Source organism: Streptomyces sp. NPDC050759 (assembly GCF_044456945.1).
Lineage (GTDB): Bacteria > Actinomycetota > Actinomycetes > Streptomycetales > Streptomycetaceae > Streptomyces.
Window position 1 is genome coordinate 124,564 of sequence record NZ_JBITGI010000017.1, and the last position, 20,753, is coordinate 145,316.

The window sequence follows — 20,753 nt, forward strand, 5'->3', positions numbered from 1 at the left end:
ATGAGCGAGATCCAGAAGTACAAGGACCTGATCCGGCAGCGGGCCGCCGACGGTGACCTGGAGGAGCTCGCCGCCGACCTGCTCAAGGCCGCGGCCGTCAACAACGGCAACTGGTCCGGACTGTGGGACGGCGTGCCGGCCCGGCTGCTCGAACTGCCGCCGGACGCGCGGTCACGGATCGCCGACGGCCTCGTGACGCAGTACCACTCGGAACAGGCGGGCCCCAACGTCCGGCAGAACGCGCTGATCCTGCTGGGCATCGTCTCCCGGGACCTGCCGCCCCACGACCGCCTGACCGCGGAGCGTCTGTCCCTGCTCGACGGGATCTCCCGGCAGCACTCCTTCTGGTGGGGCGCCCGCTACGAGAACCTCATCGAGGCCGAGCTGGTCGCGGGCCGCCCGATCGCGCCCGCCGTCGTCGCCACGGTCCGCCGCTCGGTCCTCCACGCCTACCACAACGAAGACCTGCCCAGGGTGGCCAAGAAGCTGACCGAGCCGCCCCTCAACGTGGGGGAGGCGTGGGCCGAGGAAGCCCTGCGGGAGAACGGCCCCGCCTGGCAGCGACTGTTGACCCACATGACGACCGCCACCGCGGCCAAGCCATCCGCCAAGTGGGACAAGCAGACAGCCGCCCTGGTCGACCCGCTCGGTCCCGACCGGGTCCGCGAGGCGGTGATCCGCTGGCTCGCCCTGGTCGGCCGCCCCCGCACCTTCGAGTTGGAACGCGGGCGGTACGAACCCGACGTCAACAGCGCCTACGACCCCTACAACGCGACCGCCCTGCGCGGCCTCGCCTGGCTCCTGTCCCTCCTCCCGGCGCACCCCGACACCGCCCGCGCCCTCGGCGCCCTCGTCGAGACCTCCCTCAAGAAGGTCGCCGGCCTCGGCCCGCGCAACCCGAAGGTCGCCAACGCCGGCGTCAACGCCCTCGCCCGCATCGACAGCGAGGCGGCCCTCGCCGAACTGGCCCGCCTGGCCACCCGGGTGACGTACAAGAACACCGCCAAGCTGCTCGACGCCGCCCTGGAGGCACGCGCCGTCGCCCTGGGCCTCAGCCGCGAGGAGATCGAGGAACTCGCCGTACCGGCGTACGGCCTGACCGAGGTCGGACGCGCGGAGCACCTGCTCGGTGAGAACACGGCCGTCCTCGAAGTGCAAGGCTCCAGGGCCGTGTTGACCTGGAGCAACGCGGGCGGGAAGCCGGTCAAGAGCGTGCCGGCCGCGGTACGACGGGACCACGCGGAGGACCTGAAGGAGCTCAAGGCGGCCGTCAAGGACATCGACAAGATGCTCTCGGCCCAGAGCGAGCGCCTGGACCGCCAGTTCCTGGCCGACCGCACCTGGTCCTACGGCACCTGGCGCGAGCGCTACCTCGACCACCCCCTCGTCGGGACCCTCGCCCGCCGCCTCCTGTGGACGGTCGACGGCACGACGGCCGGATACGCCGACGGCTCGCTGCGCACGGTCACGGACACCCCGGTCACCGCAGGGACGGAAGTCCGCCTCTGGCACCCGGTGGACCACACCCCCGCCGAGATCGCCGCCTGGCGCGACTGGCTGGAACGCCACCAGATCACCCAGCCCTTCAAGCAGGCCCACCGAGAGGTCTACCTGCTGACGGACGCGGAGCGCACCACCGGCACCTACTCCAACCGCTTCGCGGCCCACGTCCTGCGCCAGCACCAGTTCCACTCCCTGGCGGCGGCCCGGGGCTGGCGCAACAGACTCCGCCTGGCCGTCGACGACGAGGCCCCGCCGCCCAGCCGGGACCTCCCGCGCTGGGGCCTGCGAGCCGAGTACTGGATCGAGGGTGACGGCGGCGAGGACTACACGGACATCACCGACTCCGGCACCTTCCTGCGCCTGCGCACCGACCAGGTCCGCTTCTACCCGATCGACGCCCCGGAGAACTGGGCGCACTGCGCAGGCGGCGAGTACCGCATGTGGCTGCGCGACGGTGCCGAGCCGGTGGCCCCCCGGCCCCTGACGGAGATCCCGCCCCTGGTCCTGTCCGAAGTCCTGCGCGACGTGGACCTGTTCGTCGGCGTGGCCAGCATCGGCAACGACCCCACCTGGCAGGACGGCGGCCCCGGCGGCCGTTTCCGGGAGTACTGGACGTCGTACGGCTTCGGAGAGCTCAACCAGAGCGCCGAGACCCGCCGTCTCCTCCTGGACCGTCTGATCCCGAGACTCGCGATAGCCGACCGGTGCACCCTGGAGGGCCGCTTCCTCCACGTCAAGGGCGACCGCCACACGTACAAGATCCACCTCGGCTCGGGCAACATCCTCCGTACCCCGAACGACCAGTACCTCTGCATCGTCCCGAAGGCCAACCCGTCGGCACCGCAGGCCGGTTACCTCCCCTACGAGGGCGACCGCATGCTCGCGGTCATCCTCAGCAAGGCGATGATGCTGGCCGACGACACGAAGATCACCGATCCGACGATCCTGAGCCAGCTGTGACCGGCCCGACCCGGGGGGCCGTCACAGGTCTCCGTAACCGTCCCTGACGACCTCACGGGCCAGCGTCCCGCGTACGTCCGCCAGCTCACCGGCGATGCGCTCGGTCCGGGCGGTGTCCGCCGTCACCGAGGCGGGCACCGGCGTACCGTCCAGCAGGAGCCGGCGGCGCAGATGGGTCGGCGGGTGGCTCGCGTCGACGCTGTGGCCGCGCAGTGCCCCGACCCTGCGCTGGCGTTCGAACTCGGACTCCGGGACCGAGTCCAGATGGGCGACGAGCGCCTCCCACAGGCCGTCGGCGTTCTGCCGGCCGCCCCGGCCCGCACCGCGCAGCCGACGGCTGTTGGTCTCGCGCTGCAGAGTGGTGACGATCGAGTCGGTGACCATGAGGCGGTCCATCAGACCGACCGCGCCCTCGGTGGACCCGGTGTGGGCCGCCGTTCCGTCGGCCAGATACTCACCGCGCTGGGAGGCCCGCGCGGTCAGCAGGTCGAGCAGCGCCATGACAGCGGTGATCAGCAGGCGGAGCGGGACGCAGGCCAGGTTGGTGACGGCCTGGACCACGTTCGGGTTTGGCATCGGCCGGACGTAGTAGAGCCAGGTGCTCAGCGATCGGCAGGCGGTTCCCACGACCATGCCGTGCCGGGTGTCGCCGTGGGTGAAGTGACCGAGCTCGTGCCCCAGGAGCGCGATCCGCTCCTGCGGGCTCAGCACCTCCCACAGCGGCAGCCCCAGCGTCAGGAGCCGGCGCCGCAGCCCGAGATGGGTGACACTCGCGTTGGCCTCGACGTCCACGACGACGGCGTCCACACTCCGGGTGCCCAGGGTGGCGGCGACCTCGTCGACGAGCGCGTACAGCTCGGGCGCGTCGCCTCGCAGCAGGACGCGGTCGTCGTCGGACAGCCGGTTCAGCCGCGGCCGCACGGACCAGGCCAGCGCCAACAGGAACAGCCCGAACACCATCCCGAGCCCGCCCCAGCCACGGACCAGGCCCCACAAGCCGACCGCGGCCAGGACGACGGTCATCGCGTGCACGGCGAGCGCGAGAGCGTAGGCGAGCGGACCGGACCAGTTACGCCCGCTCCCGCTCTCCTTCCCGCCCCCGTGCCCGTCCCTCAGCTCGTCGAACAGCCGCGCGCCGTACCGCTGCGCCAGCCCGCGCCGCACCCTGTCCAGCCCGCGCTTCTCCTTGCCGGGGCCCTGCGGGTCCACGTTCCACTCGCAGGCGGCACACCACGTGGTGAACCGTCTGTCCGTACGGATCTCCACCCCGCACTGCGGGCACGACGACACGATCTCTTCTCCAGCGGTACGCACCGCTGCCTCCCCGGTCCCCGGCCCCTCCCCAGAGGCCCCCAGCTCATGACCGCCGAAGTGGATCACGCCCGGCACACCGGGCGCAATCCCTGGTTCAGCCACCGTTTCCGCAGCCGCCCACACGCCGTGTGCCGAGCGCGATGTCGTCCATACGGATGTCGTATGACGACGGTGTCGGGTCGGTCTGATAGAGCTGCCAGCCCAGCTTCAGCCGGTCGAAGGCGGGGAAGACGAAGTCGTCCGCGGTCCCCCCGTGTGCCTTGGTGGACACCGTCAGCTCGGACTGCTCCACGCCGCCGAGATACACGGTGACCCGGTTGTCGGTGGCGTCCAGATGGAACTCGACGCACTGCCAGGCCCCGCCGACGGCCGGTGCGGAGGTCTTCCAGGAGGTCCAGTCCCCGGTGGGCCCGAGATCGGACCCGACGCCCCAGAAGTTGGCGCCGTCGGTCGGCGCGTACTGCCCACCGAGCGGCCGTACCAGTGTCGGCGAGCCCGCCCCCGACGCCTCGGCGATGGTCCAGTGCGCCCAGTCGGGCGCCGTGGGAAACCCGCCGACCCGCAGCCGCACCCGCCCCCAGAAGCTGTTGCCGGGCGGGGAGAGTTCATCGAACACAAGGAAGGCCCGACCGTTGCCCTCGGTACGAATGCGCAGCTCACGCCCGTGCCCCGTGGCGCTGGGGGCGACGGTCAGCGTGCCGCCGGCCGTGTCGGCGCTCCAGCCGCGCCCCTCGGTGACCGGGCCGAGGGGGAGACGGTCGAAGTTCTCCCGGGCCAGGGTCCCGTAGGGTGCGGGGGCCGCGGAGGCAGTGGGGGGTATCGCGAGCAGTACCGCTGCGGCGGCGCACAGCGCGGCGGCGGATTTCCTCAGGAGTGCCATGAGGCCAGTCTGCAACTCAGGCCCCACAAGTCACAGTGAACACACGAGAGTTGGCTGGGAATGAGGGAGGCCCCGCCCCGGCGCGAACCGGGGAACGGGGCCCAACTCACCGTAGGAGAACGGAGATCAGTAGCGCCGGGTGATCAGCGCCCTCTTCACTTCCTGGATCGCCTTGGTGACCTCGATCCCGCGCGGACAGGCGTCCGTGCAGTTGAACGTCGTGCGGCAGCGCCACACGCCGTCGCGGTCGTTGAGGATCTCCAGGCGCTGCTCGCCCGCCTCGTCACGCGAGTCGAAGATGAAGCGGTGCGCGTTGACGATGGCCGCCGGGCCGAAGTACTGGCCGTCGTTCCAGAAGACCGGGCAGGAGGACGTGCAGGCCGCGCACAGGATGCACTTCGTGGTGTCGTCGAAGCGCTCGCGGTCCTCCGCCGTCTGGAGGCGTTCCCGGGTCGGCTCGTTCGTGTCCTTCGTGATCAGGAAGGGCATCACGTCGCGGTACGCCTGGAAGAACGGATCCATGTCGACCACGAGGTCCTTCAGGACCGTCAGGCCCTTGATGGGCTCGACCGTGATCGGCTTCTCGGGGTTGATGTCCTTGATGAGGGTCTTGCAGGCAAGACGGTTCTTGCCGTTGATCCGCATCGCGTCCGAGCCGCAGATGCCGTGCGCGCAGGAACGGCGGAAGGTCAGTGTGCCGTCCAGCTCCCACTTGATCTTGTGCAGGGCGTCGAGGACACGTTCCTTCGGGTCGATCTCCAGCTGGAAGTCTTCCCAGGTCGCCTCCGCCGAGACCTCCGAGTTGAAGCGGCGGACGCGGAAGGTGGCCGTGATGTACGGGGAGTCGGCGAAGCCGGGCTCGGGCTCGCCGGCCGCGTCCGCCTTGTCCAGAACAGGGGTTGCCATCAGTACTTACGCTCCATCGGCTGGTAGCGGGTCTGGACGACCGGCTTGTAGTCGAGACGGATGGACTCGGTGCCGTCGTCGCCCACCTCGCGGTACGCCATGGTGTGGCGCATGAAGTTGACGTCGTCGCGGTTGGGGTAGTCCTCGCGGTAGTGACCGCCGCGGGACTCCTTGCGGGCCAGCGCCGACACCGCCATGACCTCGGCGAGGTCCAGCAGGTTGCCGAGCTCGATCGCCTCCAGCAGGTCCGTGTTGAAACGCCGGCCCTTGTCCTGGATCGAGACGTTCAGGTACCGCTCGCGCAGCTCCGCGATCTTCTCGACCGCCGTCTTGATCGTCTGCTCGGTGCGGAACACCATGACGTTGGCGTCCATGGTCTCCTGCAGCTCGCGGCGGATGACCGACACGCGCTCGGTGCCCGTGGCGTCCCGCAGCCGCTCGACCTGCGCGACGACCAGCTCGGCCGGGTTCTCCGGCAGCTCGACGTAGTCGGCCTTCTGGGAGTACTCGGCGGCCGCGATACCGGCCCGCTTGCCGAACACGTTGATGTCCAGCAGCGAGTTCGTGCCCAGCCGGTTGGCGCCGTGGACCGAGACGCAGGCGACCTCGCCGGCCGCGTACAGGCCCGGGACGACCGTGGTGTTGTCGGCGAGCACCTCACCCTCGACGTTCGTCGGGATGCCGCCCATCGCGTAGTGCGCGGTGGGCTGGATCGGGATCGGGTCCGTGTACGGCTCGATACCGAGGTAGGTGCGCGCGAACTCGGTGATGTCCGGCAGCTTGGCGTCCAGCTGCTCCGGCGGGAGGTGGGTGAGGTCCAGGTAGACGTGGTCGCCCTCGGGACCGCAGCCGCGCCCCTCACGGATCTCCGTGTAGATGGACCGGGAGACGACGTCACGGGACGCGAGGTCCTTCATGACCGGCGCGTACTTCTCCATGAAGCGCTCGCCGTCCTTGTTGCGCAGGATGCCGCCCTCACCGCGGGCACCCTCCGTCAGCAGGATGCCCATGCGCCAGATGCCGGTCGGGTGGAACTGGAAGAACTCCATGTCCTCCAGCGGCAGACCCCGGCGGTAGACCGCGGCCTGGCCGTCACCGGTCAGCGTGTGCGCGTTGGACGTCACCTTGAAGAACTTGCCGCAGCCGCCGGACGCGTAGACCACGGCCTTCGCCTGGAAGACGTGGATCTCACCGGTCGCCAGCTCGTACGCGACGACACCCGCCGAGCGCTTGACGCCGTCGACCTCGGTGATCAGCTGGTCCAGGACGTAGAACTCGTTGAAGAACTCCACGCCCTCCTTCACGCAGTTCTGGTACAGCGTCTGGAGGATCATGTGGCCGGTGCGGTCGGCCGCGTAGCAGGAGCGGCGGACCGGGGCCTCGCCGTGGTTACGCGAGTGACCGCCGAAGCGGCGCTGGTCGATGGTGCCGTTCGGCGTGCGGTTGAACGGCAGGCCCATCTTCTCCAGGTCGAGGACCGAGTCGATGGCCTCTTTCGCCAGGATCTCGGCGGCGTCCTGGTCGACCAGGTAGTCACCGCCCTTGACCGTGTCGAAGGTGTGCCACTCCCAGTTGTCCTCCTCCACGTTGGCGAGCGCGGCGGCCATGCCGCCCTGCGCGGCGCCCGTGTGGGAGCGGGTGGGGTAGAGCTTGGTCAGCACGGCGGTGCGGCTGCGCTTCGTCGACTCGATGGCCGCGCGCATGCCCGCGCCGCCGGCGCCGACGATGACGGTGTCGTACTTGTGGATCTTCATGATTCTCGCAGCCCCGTGCCTAGCGGATGTTCGGGTCGAAGGTGAAGATCACCAGCGTGCCGAGCAGGATGGTGAACACCGTGGCGGTGTAGAGCAGGCCCTTGAGCCACAGGCGGGTGTTCGGGCGCTCCGCGTAGTCGTTGATGATCGTGCGCAGACCGTTGGCGCCGTGCAGCATCGCGAGCCACAGCATCAGCAGGTCCCAGACCTGCCAGAACGGGGACGCCCAGCGGCCCGCGACGAACGCGAAGCCGATCTTGGAGACGCCGCCGTCCAGCACGAGCTGGATCAGCAGGTGGCCGATGACCAGGACGACCAGCACGATGCCGGACAGGCGCATGAACAGCCAGGCGGCCATCTCGAAGTTGCCCCGCGTGGACTTGGGGGACTTCTTGGTGCGCTTGCGCGGGGCCTCGATGAGGGGCGCCGGGTTGTCGACGCCGTAGCCGGAGGAGCCCTCGACGGGGCCGATACCGGACGGGGTGGTTTCAGTGGTCGCCATCGGTATCAGCTCCCGAACAGTTCACGAGCGGCGTGGCCGAGGACGGGGTAGATCGCCCCGAGCATCAGCACGACCCAGACGCCGGCCACGGCCCAGAACATCTGCTTCTGGTAGCGCGGGCCCTTCGACCAGAAGTCGACGGCGATGACGCGCAGGCCGTTGAGCGCGTGGAAGAGGATGGCGGCCACGAGGCCGTACTCCAGACACGCGACGAGCGGGGTCTTGTACGTGGCTACGACCTTGTCGTAGTCCTCGGGTGAGACACGGACGAGAGCGGTGTCCAGCACGTGAACGAACAGGAAGAAGAAGATGAGGACGCCGGTGACTCGATGAGCCACCCAGGACCACATTCCTTCCCGGCCGCGGTACAGCGTTCCAGCCGGCACGGAAGTCCCTCCGGGAGCGGGGTATCGGGGCCAGCCGGCTTGTGCTGTCGGTCGGGCCCGGCCGGGTACGGTCCACCGGCCCCCAGCATCGTAGCGAGACGCTGCCGCTGGGCTTACGCCGGGCCTACCGGTGTGATCAAAGTGGCACGCAGATGGGTGAGCGGTGGCGGCATCTGGGGTGGTCTCGACTGTTATGTGCCGGGTGCGGCGCCGTGGGGGCTGATCGCGCCCACGCGGCGGTAGCCGCACATCGACTACAGCCCCGCGCCCCTCAAAGCCATCACCAACCGTTGCCTTGCCAGGCGGCGGAGTTCCTCTGCTGCCACCACCCGCTCGTCTTCCGGATCGTTTGTCAATCGTGACCGGATGCCTGCCAGTGCGTGGTCCAGGGCCTCAGCGGCGGGCAGACCGTCCAGGCAGATGACGAAAGCGTGGCCGAAGCGGGCCTCGTAGGCCGCGTGGGCCGCGTCCATGGCCATGTGGGCTGCCGAATACGCTCCCTCCGGCACCACGGGGAGCGTCTCCGCCGCCAGGGCCTCGGAGAGATCCGTCACCGTCAGGTCGTACGCCGCCTCGTCCGACGCGGCCAGCAGCGCGTCCACGGTCGGATAGGGGCGGTGGGCCGCGACCCGCTCCGCCCAGCGGAGACTGCGCAGGCAGTCCAGGAGAAGGAGCCTGGCCTCGTCGGCGGGCGCGATGTTGAAGGCGTCCAGGACGGTGGGCAGGCACGGTATGGCCGGTCGGCCAGGAGAATGTGTGGGCGTCACGTGTGTTTCGGCAGGGGAAGCTGTGAGCGATGTGACATCACGTTATCGAGAGTGGACATGACCTGTCCGAGGGATGCCCGAATTTCACCCGCACGGGGGCGTTTCGGCACGGCTGGGGGACGCGGTCCTCTCTCATCAGGCCCTAGGTTGACGATGTGAGCCAGCACAGGAAGCGAACGGAGAAGCAGGCGCGGGGGCTGATCGCGGGGGCGGTCGTCGTCACCGTCGCGGTCGGGGTGGGCCTCGGTCTGTGGGCGGGCGGCGACAGCGACCCGGCCGGATCGGCCCGCTCCCAGGCCGAGTCACCCATGGGCGGCAGAGCGGAAGGCTCCCCGGCCCCTTCGAGGGCCCCGAGCCCGACCCCCAGCCCCACCCGGTCGTACCCCCTGTCCACGACACCCCGCACCATCCCGGCCGTCCGCGCCCACACCCCGGCGCGCGGTCCCGGCTGGCGTCCCGCCCCCGGTCGGCGCGTGGTCGTGAACGACGCCGGACTCGCCGACGAGGGGCGTCTCCTCGCCGGTGAGCTGGGGCTGACGTACGCCGGGAAGAAGGACGACATACGCGCCGGCGACGTGCGCCTCACGGTCGACGGCGGGAAGGGCGCGGACCCGGAGTCGTACCGCATGACCGTGCGCGGCGGGCGGGTCGCCATCAGCGGGCCGGACGAGGCCGGGGTGTTCTACGGCACCCGCACGCTCAAGCAGGCGGTGCACGGTGGCGGTACGGCGCCGGAGGGCGTCGTGCGCGACGAGCCCGCCAAGCCGGTGCGCGGGTTCTTCCTGGACATCGCGCGCAAGAACTTCACGGCCGGCTGGATCGAGGACCGGGTCCGGGAGCTGGGCGACCTGAAGTTCAACCGGCTCCAGCTGCACTTCTCCGACGACCAGGCGTTCCGGATCGAGTCCGACTCGCACCCGGAGATCGTGTCGCAGCAGCACCTGACCAAGGCACAGGTGAAGAGGATCGTCGCCCTCGCGGCGCAGCGGCACATCACCGTCGTACCGGAGATCGACTCGCCCGGACATCTGGGGGCCGTCATCGCCGCCCACCCGGAGCTCCAGCTGCGCAGTGCGGCGGGGAACGCGGCGCGCGGGGCCGTCGACATCTCCAACCCCGCCTCCGCCAAGATCGTCGACGACCTGCTGAACGAGTACGCCGGCCTGTTCCCCGGCGCCGACTGGCACCTCGGCGGCGACGAGTACCGCGCGCTCATGGTGTCCGACCCGGAGGCGACCTATCCGCAGCTCGCCACCGCCGCCAGGAAGGCCTACGGCCCCGGCGCCACCGTCGAGGACCTGACCACGGGCTGGCTCAACGACCGCGCCAAGACCGTCCGGGCGCACGGCAGGGCCCCGCTCGCGTGGAACGACGGCTTCTTCCGGGGGACGTCCGTCCGGGCCGCCGGCGACATCCGGGTCGGGTACTGGACGGGCAAGGAGATCGGCGCCCGGCAGCCGGTGGAGTACCTGAGCGCGGGGCGCAAGGTCGTCAACTACAACGACAAGTTCCTCTACTACGTCCTCGGGCAGCCGAACCAGTTCTACTATCCGACGGGACAGCGGATCTACGAGGAGTGGACCCCGCGAGTCCTGCGCGGCACGACAGCCGTTCCGGCGAAGTACGACGGCCAGATCCTGGGCGGGTACTTCGCGGTGTGGTGCGACTTCCCGAACGCGCAGACGCAGGACCAGGTCGCGGCGGGCATCCGGATGCCGCTGCGGGCGACCGCGCAGAAGCTGTGGGATCCGGGGAAGCCCGCCCTGACCTGGACGCGGTTCAAGACGCTCGCGGACCGGCTGAGCTGAGGAACCAGGGATTCCTGTGGACGTACAGGGCCGCCGAACCGTATGTTCCGCATGCCGCGTGTGAGGCTCTGGGGAGAACCCGCGCGGTCTGCTGATCATCCGCACCACGGGGGGACCTCACCATGCTCTGTACGCGCTGCCTGCATGTCGAAGCGGCACCGGACGGCGTTCTGTGCGCCGGGTGCGCCACGCCCGCCGGGTTCGCGGCCCCGCCGGCCGGTGTCACACCGAAGATCTGGCTGCGCTCCCCGATCGGGCTCGGGCGCGCCACCGCGGCACTGCTCGGACTGGCGGCGGCCGTCGACGTGTTCGCCCTCGGCGCGGACCTCCTCATGTACGACGTCTCGGGCGACCTCGCTGTCGGCGACACCGGGGCGTCCGTACTGGACCGGGCCGATCTGGCGGACAAGCTCACCGCCGCGGCCGGCAGCGCACAGGTACTCGTGCTGCTGGCCTGCGCCGTCGTCTTCGTGATCTGGCTGTGGCGGGTCCGGCGCAACGCCGAGGTCTTCGCCCCGGACGGGCATGACAAGGCGCGCGCCTGGGTGATCATCGGCTGGGTCGTGCCGATCGCGAGCCTCTGGTACCCGCGCCGGGTCGTCGTCGACATCTGGGACGCGAGCAGGACGGGGGAGAAGCCGGGCGGGCATGCCCTGATCAACGTCTGGTGGACGCTGTGGCTCCTCACGAACACCGTCGGGCGGTTCCTGTACACCGCGTTCGAGGCGGCCGAGACCTCCCAGGAGATCCACGACTCCATGACGCAGATGATGTTCGCCGACGGCGTCGACCTCGTGGCCGCCCTGGTCGCCGCCGCCCTCGTGCTGCGGCTGACCCGGATGCAGGACGAGAAGGCCCACCAGGGACCCGCGGTGCCCGTCGCCGTGTGACGGATTTGGTCCATCCTGCTGCGAACTGCCGTACGAATGTGGTGTATTCGGGCCCGAGCCGTACCGAGCAGCCAGGGGGAACCGGGGATGGGCTACTGGGGTTACTTCGTCGTGGGCCGCGGGGAGCGGCCGCTCGCCGAGCTGGACGCGCTGGCCGGAGCCGAGGGCATGGTCCTGCGCGAGTCGGCGCCCGGCGGATGGCAGGTCTGGGAGTACGCGAACGGCGAGGGCGACGTCGGCAACATGAACGCCCTTGCCCTGGAGAGCGGTTCGCCCGCGCTCTTCGGATACGTCATGGACAGCGCGTCGGTCGTCCTGGAGGCGGCAGGGCCGGAAAGCGGGGCCTGGACGACCTGTCTGGCCCGCAGCGCCATGGCCGCGTACATCGGGGGCGGCGAGGAGGGACTGACCCTGGAGGACTACTTCCTCGAACCCCGGGACGCGGCCGCGCGGGCCGTCGCCTGGGCGGCGGAGGCGGGGCACGAGGTGGCGGAGGACCCGCTGTTCGACGTACTGACCGCCGAACCCGACCTGTTGGCCGAAAACCTCTTCTTCCGTATGCTCGACCGGCTCGGGGTGGTGCCCCTGTGACACTCCCGGGCCATCGCGCGCAGTAAGGGGAAGTGCGGGTTCCGTGAGGGGATACCGCTCGGCGAGGGAGGCGTGGATGAGTCTGGTGGAGCTGATCGGCCAGGCCGACGAACGCGGACTGGCCGCCAGCGGGTTGGCTTGTTTGGATCGGTGCGTTCCGCTGCTCGGAGGCGACGACGAGGTCCTTCGGCCCCTGTGGGCGGGGCTCGCGGACGAGGCCGGGGACGCGGAGTGGGGCGAGCGGCTGGAGCAGGTGCGGGGGAAGCTGGGCGGGGAGTTCGGGGCCGCCGACGGGGGCGACGGCGAGCGGGATGCGGGTGGCTCCGGTGAGGACGAGGCCGTGCTGCTGGCCCGTCGGATGCTCGCCGCCGCGCCGGTCGAACGGTCCGCCGACGGGGTACGGGCGTGGGCCGACCTCTGCTCGGTCGCCGCGCTCCGGATCCACCGGCTGCTCGACCCCCTGAAGGACGCGGGCGACTCGGTCGACGCCCGCCGCGAGGGCCGTACGGAGGGCATGTCTCCCCTCGTCGCCGCCGAGCTGCGCCGCCAGATCACCGTCCTGGAACTGCTCGCAGTCCACGGCCCGGCGGGCCTGCGCCCGGCCCTGGAGGTGTCGACGGAGGGCCGCCGGGTGCTGCGCGCGGTGGTGTCCCGGAGGAGCCGGCGGCGGGGGTGAGGGAAGGCGGCTCAGTGGCGGAGAGGCTCACTGGACGAGCCACTTGACCACCGCGTCCCCGTACCGCGCCGTCTGATCGTAGAACGCCGTCAGGTCCCGGTGGGCCGCCGCGAACACCCCCCGCGCCTCCCGTTCCGCGGCCGCCCCGCCGTGTCTCGGCAGCAACTCCTCGCGGACGACCAGCCACAGGGCCTCGAAGTCGGCCGAACCGAGGTACGCCGAGACACGGTTCGCCCGGGCCGCCGTCAGGAGCAGGAACGGGGGCTTGTCGTGGTCGCCCGGATAGACCGGCAGTCCGCCGAGGACCACCTCGGCGCCGGCGTAGAGGAGTTCGTGGTCCAGGTAGGACTTGTCCAGCACCTCCTCCCGGTGTCGTCCGATGCGTTCGCGGACGGCGTCCCAGTCGTCCTCGAACAGCCGTTGCATCCAGTTCGCGCTGTTGCGCAGGGCCGAGGGCGGCACCGCGCGGAGATGGAAGTAGTCGCTCATCAGAGACAGGAGCGCAGCGGAGGGGCGAATCGTCACACTGGCGTCAACCTCGCTACAGAGAGGGTCCTGTGACCGTCCGGGGAGGGATACGGCGAAGGTGGGTCGGTCCTGCACCGGTCCGCGCGATGGCCCCGATCCGGGTGACGAAACACCTCGCTGAGACGCTTTCCCCAAGTGATGACTGATGTGACGGCTCATACGACCGCTGATGTGACGACCCGCCAGGCACCCAGGCCCGCCACCAGGCCCTCCGCCGCGACCAAACCCGTGCGCTGGGCGGCCGACGCGGTGTCGGCCCTGCGCGAGGGCGCACAGGTCCGGCTCGACTACTCGGCGCAGAGCCTGTGGCGCGTCGACCGGCTGATCGAGGAGATACGGCGGGACGGGGCGCCGTACGCCGCCGTGGAGACCGTGCTGCGCGGGCTCGGCGCCTACGCCGGTGAGGTCGTGGTCCGCCAGGCGGGTGCCGAGTGGTGGACGAGCGGCGGCGACCACTGGGTCCGTACGCCCGACGGACGGCTGTGGGACCCGGTGGACGAGGCCCGCCGCTGCTTCGCCGGGGACGGCTCGCTGCGCCTGCTGTGCCGGGACGCGACAAGTCCCGTGCGGCGCTGACCGGGGACGCAAAAAAACCGTAATAAGAGACGCTGCCGTTCCCAAAGGGGCGGCGGCGGGCGCACGATGGAGTCATGGCCGACAACCGTCGTTGGTGGGCGCTCGTCGTCATCGCGCTCGCCCAGTTGATGGTCGTGCTGGACATGACCATCGTGAACATCGCCCTGCCGTCCGCCCAGGCCGACCTGAACATGTCGGACGGGAACAGACAGTGGGTCATCACCGCCTACACCCTCGCCTTCGGCGGGCTCCTGCTGCTCGGCGGCCGGATCGCCGACCTCGCCGGGCGCAAGACCACCTTCATGATCGGGCTCCTCGGCTTCGCCGCCGCCTCCGCGCTCGGCGGGGCCGCGACGGGGCAGGGGATGCTGTTCGGGGCGCGCGCCCTGCAGGGCGTGTTCGCCGCGCTGCTCGCGCCGGCCGCGCTGTCGCTGCTCGCGACGACGTTCACCGAACCGAAGGAGCGGGCGAAGGCCTTCGGGGTGTTCGGGGCGATCGTCGGGGCGGGCGCCGCGATCGGGCTGCTCGCGGGCGGTCTGCTCACCGAGTACCTGGACTGGCGCTGGTGTCTGTACGTCAACGTGCCCATCGCGCTGGTCGCGTTCGCGGGCGCGTGGGCCATCCTCGCGCCCGGGGGACGGCACCCCGACGCCCACCTCGACGTGCCGGGCGCGCTGCTCGGCTCGGGCGGCATGCTGTCGCTGGTGTACGGCTTCTCCGAGGCGGCGTCCCGGGGTTGGGACGACGGGCTCGTGGTGACCCTGCTGGTCGCCGGAGTTGTGCTGCTCGCCGCCTTCGCGGTGTGGCAGACCCGGGCGCGGGTGCCGTTGCTGCCGATGTCGGTGGTCAAGGACAGGCAGCGCGTCGGCGCCTTCCTGACCGTGCTGTTCGTCACCGTCGGAATGTTCGGCGTGTTCCTCTTCCTGACGTACTACCTGCAGGGCGTCCTCGGATGGTCGCCGCTGAAGACCGGGCTCGCGTACCTGCCGATGACGGCCGCGATGATCGTCGGCTCGACACAGATCGCCGCACGGCTGCTGAGCAAGGTGCCGCCGAGGACGCTGATCGTGCCCGGACTGCTCGTGGCCGCGGGAGGGCTCGCGATCATCGCGCAGGTCGGCGTCGAGCCGGCGTATGTCTCGCACGTCCTGCCCGGGATGCTGATGCTGGGTCTCGGCATGAGTACGGCGATGATGACCTCCATCTCGCTGGCCACCGGCAGTGTCGCGCCGCGTGACTCGGGGGCGGCCTCGGCGACCTTCAACACGGCCCAGCAGGTGGGCGGTTCGATCGGTACGGCCCTGCTGAACACGATCGCCGCGAGTGCGACCGCGACCTACCTGACCGCGCACGCCGGACCCGGCGTGGACCGGCGGCTGCTCCAGGCCGAGGCCACGGTGCACGGCTTCAACGTGGCCACCTGGTGGGCGTTCGGGGCGCTGCTGCTGGCCGCGCTGATCGCGGGAGTCGTCGTGAACGCGGAACGGGCGCCCACTCCCCAGGGTGCGGGGGAGCGGGCGCCCGAGCCGGTGGACACGCTGGGCTGAGGCGCTACTTGATGTAGACCAGGCCGTCCGTCGTGATCGTCGGGCGGCCACTGGTGCCCACCACCACGATCTTCACCGTGTGCTTCGCGCTGCCGGCCCAGGACTTGGTCCAGATCGCCTGGCGGTAGGCGGTGGTCGAGGACTTCAGGTCCACGGTCGCGACCTTGGTGCCGTCCACGTACACGTACGCCTGCCCGGAGGTGGACGCCCGCGAGACCACCCACGCGGCGGACTTGCCGGTGAACGTCCAGGTCAGGCTCGCGCCCTTGGAACCGCTCGAGTACGACTTCCCTCCGAGGTAGCTCGTCGACGAACGGGTGGTCCAGCTACCGGACTTCGTCGCCGAGGTCTCCTGAAGGATCATCGGCGTGTACGAGGGGGACGACGTACGGGTGTTGCCCGCGACGTCGTACGCCTTCATCGACCAGGTGCTCGCGGTACCGGGCTTGGCGGTACGGCTGGAGCTGGTGGTGGTCGGGCCGAAGGTGGCCGTCGTCGGGGACAGCAGGCTCACCTGCTTCAGGGCCTGGGAGTCGGCGGCCTTCCAGCCCAGGGTGACCGGGGCGGCGGTGGTGGTGACCGTGCCGGTGCGCAGGGTGATCTTCGGTGTGGTGGAGAAGGTCGGCGCGGTGGTGTCGGTCACGACCGTCAGCGAGGTGGTCGTCGCGGTCTTGCCGGACTGGTGCACGGCCCGCACGGCGACCTTGTGGCTGCCCGCGGCCAGGGTGGTGGCGGCCGAGGTGGCCGTACCGGGCGCGGTGGCGACGACCTTGCCGTCGACCAGCAGCTCGAACTTCGAGATCAGCGAAGCCGGCGTGGTGGCCGACCACTTCGCCGTGATCGCGCCCTTGGTCCAGTACGTCGAGCCGGACAGGGCCGCGCCGGTCAGCGAGGCGAGCTTCAGGCCCTGCACCGGGCCGGACGCCCAGGCGCGGATGGTCGGCAGCTGGTTGTAGAGGGAGGTGCCGGGGCACTCGGTGGCGTAGCCGTCACGGTGGCCGGAGATCCGGTTGAAGGTGTAGAGGCTGCCGGCGGTGAAGCTCTGCTTGGCGAGGTTCTGCTGTGTCGCTCCCGCCTTCAGCTGGACCGTCGAGTTGGGGTCGACGCCGTACTGGCCGAGCTTCCAGGCCGCGATCCGGGCGACCGAGGTGAGGGCGGCGTTCGAGGCGCCCGCGGTGGTGTAGTTGCCGAGGATCGCGATGCCGGCGGACTCACGGTTCCAGCCGTAGGTGTGCGCGCCGAGGACCGGCAGGTCCACGCCGCCCTTGCGGCCCTCGAAGATGGTGCCGCACTTGTCGACGAGGAAGTTGTAGCCGATGTCGTTCCAGCCGTTGGTCTGCGTGTGGTACGCGTAGATGCCGCGCACGATCGACGCGGAGTCGGCGCACGAGTAGTCGTTGGAGCCGTCCGTGTGGTGCACGAAGACGGCCTTCACGTCGGCGTTGTACTCCGACGGGTCGGGACTGAGCGACTCGTCGGCGCCCCAGCCGGCGCGGGAGACCATCGAGGGCTCGGGGACCGTCGACGGGGGCGCGGTGGGGGTGGTGGCCGTGGGCGTAGGCGTAGGCGTGGCCGTAGCCGTGGGGCTCGGGGTCGCGGTCGGAGAGGCGGACGTGGTGTCGCTCACCGACGGTGTCGGCGTGGGCGTCTCGTCCACGGCGAACGCCGCCGGGTCCGTGTCGTCGCCGGCGTTCTTCTGCTCCGCGGCGGTCGCGATGCCCGGGTCGACGAGGTTGACCTCAAGTCCCTTGGGAAGTCCGGCACTTGTGGTGCCGTCTTCGTGAACGACCTGCACCTGCACGCCGTCCGAGGGACCGACCCACAGCGGTTCGGACGCACCGCGGGCGCCGCTGCGCTCCTCGGGGTCCTCCGGCGGGTCGATGTTCGTCTCCAGGTCCTGCCAGGCGGTCCACTCGCCCGTCTCGCTGCTGCGGGTACGGACCTGCGCCTTGCCCTCCAGCGGTTTGGTCACCCCCGTCCAGGAGACACCGAGCAGCGAGAACTCCTTGGTCTCGGTGCGCGGCAGCTCCCGCTTGCCGGCCGCGGTGCCCTTCAGCGTCAGGTCGTAGACCTTCACCGGCCGCTTGGGCTGCAGGCCCCCTCCGGCGTCTGACGACGGACTGGCGACGGCGTAGGTCGCGATGCCGCCGCCTCCCAGAACCACCGCGCCGAGCGTCAGCCACGCCCTCCGCTTCATGCTGAGCGGTCTGTACGCACGGCTTTTTCGACGACTCACTACCCCACCCCTGAATTAGGTCACAGAAACACCACCAGTCACACAGGTGGCACTTCGACAGCGTACGAACACTGCCAGGTGTCACAGGTGTTCGAGGCGGGGTGCCCGGGATGTCCGACCTGCTGTGACACTTCTGTGAGGTCCGACGCTGTTGACCGTGGGGGATGGGCAAGGGTGTGACCGTGCCGGACGGTGCGGAATCGCCACGAACCGGTACGGACAGGAAAGTTCTTGGGCCAGGGAGGGGAACCCCGCCGCGTGCAGGCGTACGACGGGGAACTGGGCGCGGCCGTCGCGCGGGCCCAGGAGGGCGACGAGGCTGCCTTCGCGGTCGCCTACCGGCTGGTGCAGCCCGGACTGCTCGGGTATCTGCGCGGGCTGGTCGGGGAGGACGCGGAGGACGTGGCGTCGGACGCCTGGCTGGAGATCGCCCGGGACCTGGGCCGGTTCAAGGGTGACGGGGCGGGTTTCCGCGGCTGGACCGCGACCATCGCCCGGCACCGGGCGCTGGACCATCTGCGCCGGCAGCGGGTGCGGCCCCGGTCGGCGGCGCTGGAACAGGACATGCTGGACCTGCCCGGCCCGCACAGCACCCACGACCAGGCGCTGGAGTCCCTCTCCACCGAGTACGCCCTCGAACTGGTCCGGGGGCTCCCGCGCGACCAGGCCGAGGCGGTGTTGCTGCGGGTCGTCGTCGGACTGGACGGCCCCGCCGCCGCCCGCGTCCTCGGCAAGCGCCCCGGCGCGGTGCGTACCGCGGCGTACCGGGGGCTGAAGCGGCTGGCGCAGCAGTTGGGCGCCGAGAGTGTGACGGATGAAGGCCCCCGGACGCTGGGGGAGTCGACATGACAGGTGAGGACACCACCTCGGACAGGGACGGACACGGCATGGGTGACGAGCGGAGCGGCGATGCCCCCGGCCGTCGGCATGCGCGCCGGGAGGAGACCCTGCGGGGCCGGACCGCACGGGAGGGGTGGCAGTCGCACGACGACGCCGCCCACGACGACACCGCCCTCGAGGCGCTGCTCGCCGCGGCCCTCCGTGGGGAGAAGTCCGACGGCGAGGCGGAGCGGCGGGCCGTGGCCGCCTTCCGGGCGGCGAGGGACGCCGGGGCGCACCGGGCGCGGACCCGGCGGCGGGACGACTGGCGGCCCCGCTCGCAGCGGCGCCGGGCACGTTCGCTGAAGGCGACGCTCTCCGCGCTCCTCGCGAGTCTCACCCTCGGCGGTGTCGCCTACGCGGCGATCGGCTCGGCGGGCGGCGGTGAGGCCAAGGGGGCGGCGGGCGGCAAGGACGTACGCCCGAGCGCCTCGGCGAGCACCCCGGCCGAGTCGCACAGCAGCGCGAGGCCCACCGCGTCAGCCCCTGCCGAGCGCCCGCCCACCGCGAAGGACACCCTGGCCCACTGCCGCGCCTACGAGAAACTCCGGGGCCGGGGCAAGGCACTGGACTCCACGGCGTACCAGCGGCTCGTGGCCGCGGCCGGCGGGGAGGCGAACGTGAGCGCCTACTGCGCCACGCTGACGGGCACGGGCACGGGGACGGCCGACGCGGGTGACCCGGGTGACGCGGGTGACGCGGGTGACGCGAAACCGGGGAAGCAGAAGGGCAAGGCGAGCGCCCCCCAGAACGCGGACAAGAACAAGTCCAAGCAGCAGTGACGTACTCCACGACGAGCGTCAGCGGGCGATCGGTCCGGTGCCGCGGCTGATCCTGTGCGGCTCCGCGATGAGCGCCATGCGTCATCTGCTGTTGCGGCCTCGCCGACCAAAGGGGCCCATGCGCCGAGATGCCACCACCGAGCTCACGCCCAGCCTGCTTGAGACAGTAATCTCGCGGAATGCGCGTAATGACCTGGAACGTCTGGGGTCGCTTCGGGCCGTGGCGCGAGCGAGCTCCACTCATTGCGGCGACCCTGGAGACGCTGCGAGCCGACATCGTGTGCCTGCAGGAGACGTGGAGCACGCATGATGGCTGCCAGGCCGACGAGTTGGCAGCGCGACTCGGTCTCCACGCGGTCTTCGGCCGGAGCCGGATGCCACGGCCACAGCCAGGTGACTCCGATCATGTTGTCCTTGGCCTGGCGGTGCTCGGTCGGTGGCCAGTCCTCGGACACCGGCTGCACCTCCTGCCCGACGGACCCGCTGGCAGCCCACCGGAGCACGGTGAGCCCTCGGTCGCACTCGCGGTCACCTTTGACCACCCGGCCGGCCCGCTGCACGTAGTGACCGCCTGCCCCGACTGGCAGGCCGAACGTGAGGGTGCCCGGCTCGCCCAGAACCGCGCCCTGGCCGCACTCCTCACCGACCCGGCTCTCGACGGACCGCTACCGGCCATTCTTGCCGCCGACCTCAACTCGCGGCCCGAGACACCGGAGTTCCAGCCCCTGGCACAGGCTCTCGTCGATGCCTGGGCCACCACACATCCCGGTGACCCCGGCTACACCTTCACCACGGAGAACCGGTTCGTCGACCCCGACGAGTGGCTGGCAGATGGGCGGATCGATCACCTTCTCGCCCGCTCCGGAGCCCCCGGCCACCCCCTCACCTTCCGGGCTACGGCGCTGGCCGGCACCGGTGACCTGGCCCCATCTGATCACTACGCCGTGGTGGCCGATCTTGACGGGTGACGACGACACCCGCGGAGCGCTCATCAACAGCGGCAACCGCGGAGACGGCCGGGGCCGCCACCCCTGGTCCGACAGAAGCGTGAAGGGCCTCTGAACAGGCATTTTGTTGTCCGGGGCCGGGTTGTCACTTCCCGTCTGGATCGGCCCCCTCTAGGTGTTTCTGCCTGTTCCTGACCGCTACTGGTCACGCGCTGGTCACGTGTCGGGGTTCAGCCCTCTGCGGGCTGCCGCGCCATCACGCCGGAGCCTCGGGCTCGGCTACCGAAGCGATGAATTCCAGTTCGACGGTTTCTGTCGAAG

At 70.7% G+C, this 20,753-nt stretch carries 19 protein-coding genes; 10 read left to right on the forward strand and 9 right to left on the reverse strand.

Annotation, left to right across the window (positions count from 1 at the left end):
• Positions 1–2,463: a DUF4132 domain-containing protein gene (locus ACIBJB_RS37610; protein ID WP_398937672.1), complete on the forward strand. Its 2,463-nt coding sequence runs from the start codon at positions 1–3 to the stop codon at positions 2,461–2,463.
• 21 nt (positions 2,464–2,484) lie between these two features.
• On the opposite strand, the gene ACIBJB_RS37615 is transcribed toward ACIBJB_RS37610, so the two are convergent.
• The 7 genes from ACIBJB_RS37615 to ACIBJB_RS37645 all read right to left on the reverse strand — a co-directional run bounded on the left by ACIBJB_RS37615 (position 2,485) and on the right by ACIBJB_RS37645 (position 8,972).
• The gene (locus ACIBJB_RS37615) at positions 2,485–3,777 is read right to left on the reverse strand and encodes a M48 family metalloprotease (protein ID WP_398937674.1); all 1,293 of its coding nucleotides are present in this window, start codon (positions 3,775–3,777) and stop codon (positions 2,485–2,487) included.
• Between the two features lie 94 nt (positions 3,778–3,871).
• Positions 3,872–4,657 (reverse strand): hypothetical protein, encoded by a 786-nt coding sequence (locus ACIBJB_RS37620; RefSeq protein ID WP_398937676.1) that lies wholly within the window; start codon positions 4,655–4,657, stop codon positions 3,872–3,874.
• Positions 4,658–4,783: 126 nt separating this feature from the next.
• A complete protein-coding gene (locus tag ACIBJB_RS37625; RefSeq protein ID WP_398937678.1) occupies positions 4,784–5,563 on the reverse strand; it encodes a succinate dehydrogenase iron-sulfur subunit in 780 nt (259 codons plus the stop codon).
• Positions 5,563–7,317 carry a succinate dehydrogenase flavoprotein subunit gene (gene sdhA, locus ACIBJB_RS37630; RefSeq protein WP_398937680.1) on the reverse strand — a complete coding sequence of 585 codons (1,755 nt, stop codon included), beginning with the start codon at positions 7,315–7,317 and terminating at the stop codon, positions 5,563–5,565. The genes ACIBJB_RS37625 and sdhA overlap by 1 nt, the downstream gene beginning before the upstream one ends.
• Positions 7,318–7,336: 19 nt before the next feature.
• Positions 7,337–7,819, reverse strand: a complete 483-nt coding sequence (locus tag ACIBJB_RS37635; protein WP_398937682.1) for a succinate dehydrogenase hydrophobic membrane anchor subunit — start codon at positions 7,817–7,819, stop codon at positions 7,337–7,339.
• Positions 7,820–7,824: 5 nt separating this feature from the next.
• The gene (gene sdhC, locus ACIBJB_RS37640) at positions 7,825–8,205 is read right to left on the reverse strand and encodes a succinate dehydrogenase, cytochrome b556 subunit (protein WP_280887440.1); all 381 of its coding nucleotides are present in this window, start codon (positions 8,203–8,205) and stop codon (positions 7,825–7,827) included.
• A gap of 254 nt (positions 8,206–8,459) precedes the next feature.
• Positions 8,460–8,972, reverse strand: coding sequence for a 2-oxo-4-hydroxy-4-carboxy-5-ureidoimidazoline decarboxylase (locus ACIBJB_RS37645; protein WP_398937685.1), 513 nt, complete (start codon positions 8,970–8,972; stop codon positions 8,460–8,462).
• Positions 8,973–9,127: 155 nt separating this feature from the next.
• Here ACIBJB_RS37645 and ACIBJB_RS37650 point away from each other — a divergent pair, with 155 nt between their 5' ends.
• The 4 genes from ACIBJB_RS37650 (at position 9,128) to ACIBJB_RS37665 (ending at position 12,937) form a co-directional block, all read left to right on the forward strand.
• The gene (locus ACIBJB_RS37650) at positions 9,128–10,780 is read left to right on the forward strand and encodes a family 20 glycosylhydrolase (protein WP_398937687.1); all 1,653 of its coding nucleotides are present in this window, start codon (positions 9,128–9,130) and stop codon (positions 10,778–10,780) included.
• 122 nt (positions 10,781–10,902) lie between these two features.
• On the forward strand, positions 10,903–11,670 hold the full coding sequence (locus tag ACIBJB_RS37655; protein WP_398937688.1) for a DUF4328 domain-containing protein: 768 nt from the start codon (positions 10,903–10,905) through the stop codon (positions 11,668–11,670).
• A gap of 87 nt (positions 11,671–11,757) precedes the next feature.
• Positions 11,758–12,261, forward strand: a complete 504-nt coding sequence (locus tag ACIBJB_RS37660; RefSeq protein ID WP_398937690.1) for a hypothetical protein — start codon at positions 11,758–11,760, stop codon at positions 12,259–12,261.
• 76 nt (positions 12,262–12,337) lie between these two features.
• Entirely contained in the window at positions 12,338–12,937 is a 600-nt protein-coding gene (locus ACIBJB_RS37665; protein WP_398937692.1) for a hypothetical protein, read from the forward strand.
• A 27-nt stretch (positions 12,938–12,964) separates the two neighbouring features.
• On the opposite strand, the gene ACIBJB_RS37670 is transcribed toward ACIBJB_RS37665, so the two are convergent.
• Positions 12,965–13,426, reverse strand: a complete 462-nt coding sequence (locus tag ACIBJB_RS37670) for a DUF1877 domain-containing protein (RefSeq protein WP_280862960.1) — start codon at positions 13,424–13,426, stop codon at positions 12,965–12,967.
• 210 nt (positions 13,427–13,636) lie between these two features.
• Here ACIBJB_RS37670 and ACIBJB_RS37675 point away from each other — a divergent pair, with 210 nt between their 5' ends.
• Both ACIBJB_RS37675 and ACIBJB_RS37680 read left to right on the forward strand, forming a co-directional pair.
• A complete protein-coding gene (locus ACIBJB_RS37675; protein ID WP_398937695.1) occupies positions 13,637–14,041 on the forward strand; it encodes a hypothetical protein in 405 nt (134 codons plus the stop codon).
• 74 nt (positions 14,042–14,115) lie between these two features.
• Positions 14,116–15,588 carry an MFS transporter gene (locus ACIBJB_RS37680; RefSeq protein WP_398937698.1) on the forward strand — a complete coding sequence of 491 codons (1,473 nt, stop codon included), beginning with the start codon at positions 14,116–14,118 and terminating at the stop codon, positions 15,586–15,588.
• Positions 15,589–15,592: 4 nt separating this feature from the next.
• Here ACIBJB_RS37680 and ACIBJB_RS37685 read toward each other — a convergent pair whose 3' ends face one another.
• Positions 15,593–17,785 carry a peptidoglycan recognition protein gene (locus ACIBJB_RS37685; RefSeq protein ID WP_398937700.1) on the reverse strand — a complete coding sequence of 731 codons (2,193 nt, stop codon included), beginning with the start codon at positions 17,783–17,785 and terminating at the stop codon, positions 15,593–15,595.
• A 270-nt stretch (positions 17,786–18,055) separates the two neighbouring features.
• Here ACIBJB_RS37685 and ACIBJB_RS37690 point away from each other — a divergent pair, with 270 nt between their 5' ends.
• The 3 genes from ACIBJB_RS37690 (at position 18,056) to ACIBJB_RS37700 (ending at position 20,453) form a co-directional block, all read left to right on the forward strand.
• Positions 18,056–18,673, forward strand: coding sequence for an RNA polymerase sigma factor (locus ACIBJB_RS37690; RefSeq protein WP_398937701.1), 618 nt, complete (start codon positions 18,056–18,058; stop codon positions 18,671–18,673).
• Positions 18,670–19,485 carry a hypothetical protein gene (locus ACIBJB_RS37695; protein ID WP_398937703.1) on the forward strand — a complete coding sequence of 272 codons (816 nt, stop codon included), beginning with the start codon at positions 18,670–18,672 and terminating at the stop codon, positions 19,483–19,485. The genes ACIBJB_RS37690 and ACIBJB_RS37695 overlap by 4 nt, the downstream gene beginning before the upstream one ends.
• A gap of 188 nt (positions 19,486–19,673) precedes the next feature.
• Positions 19,674–20,453 (forward strand): endonuclease/exonuclease/phosphatase family protein, encoded by a 780-nt coding sequence (locus tag ACIBJB_RS37700; protein WP_398937836.1) that lies wholly within the window; start codon positions 19,674–19,676, stop codon positions 20,451–20,453.
• Positions 20,454–20,753: the final 300 nt, after the last annotated feature.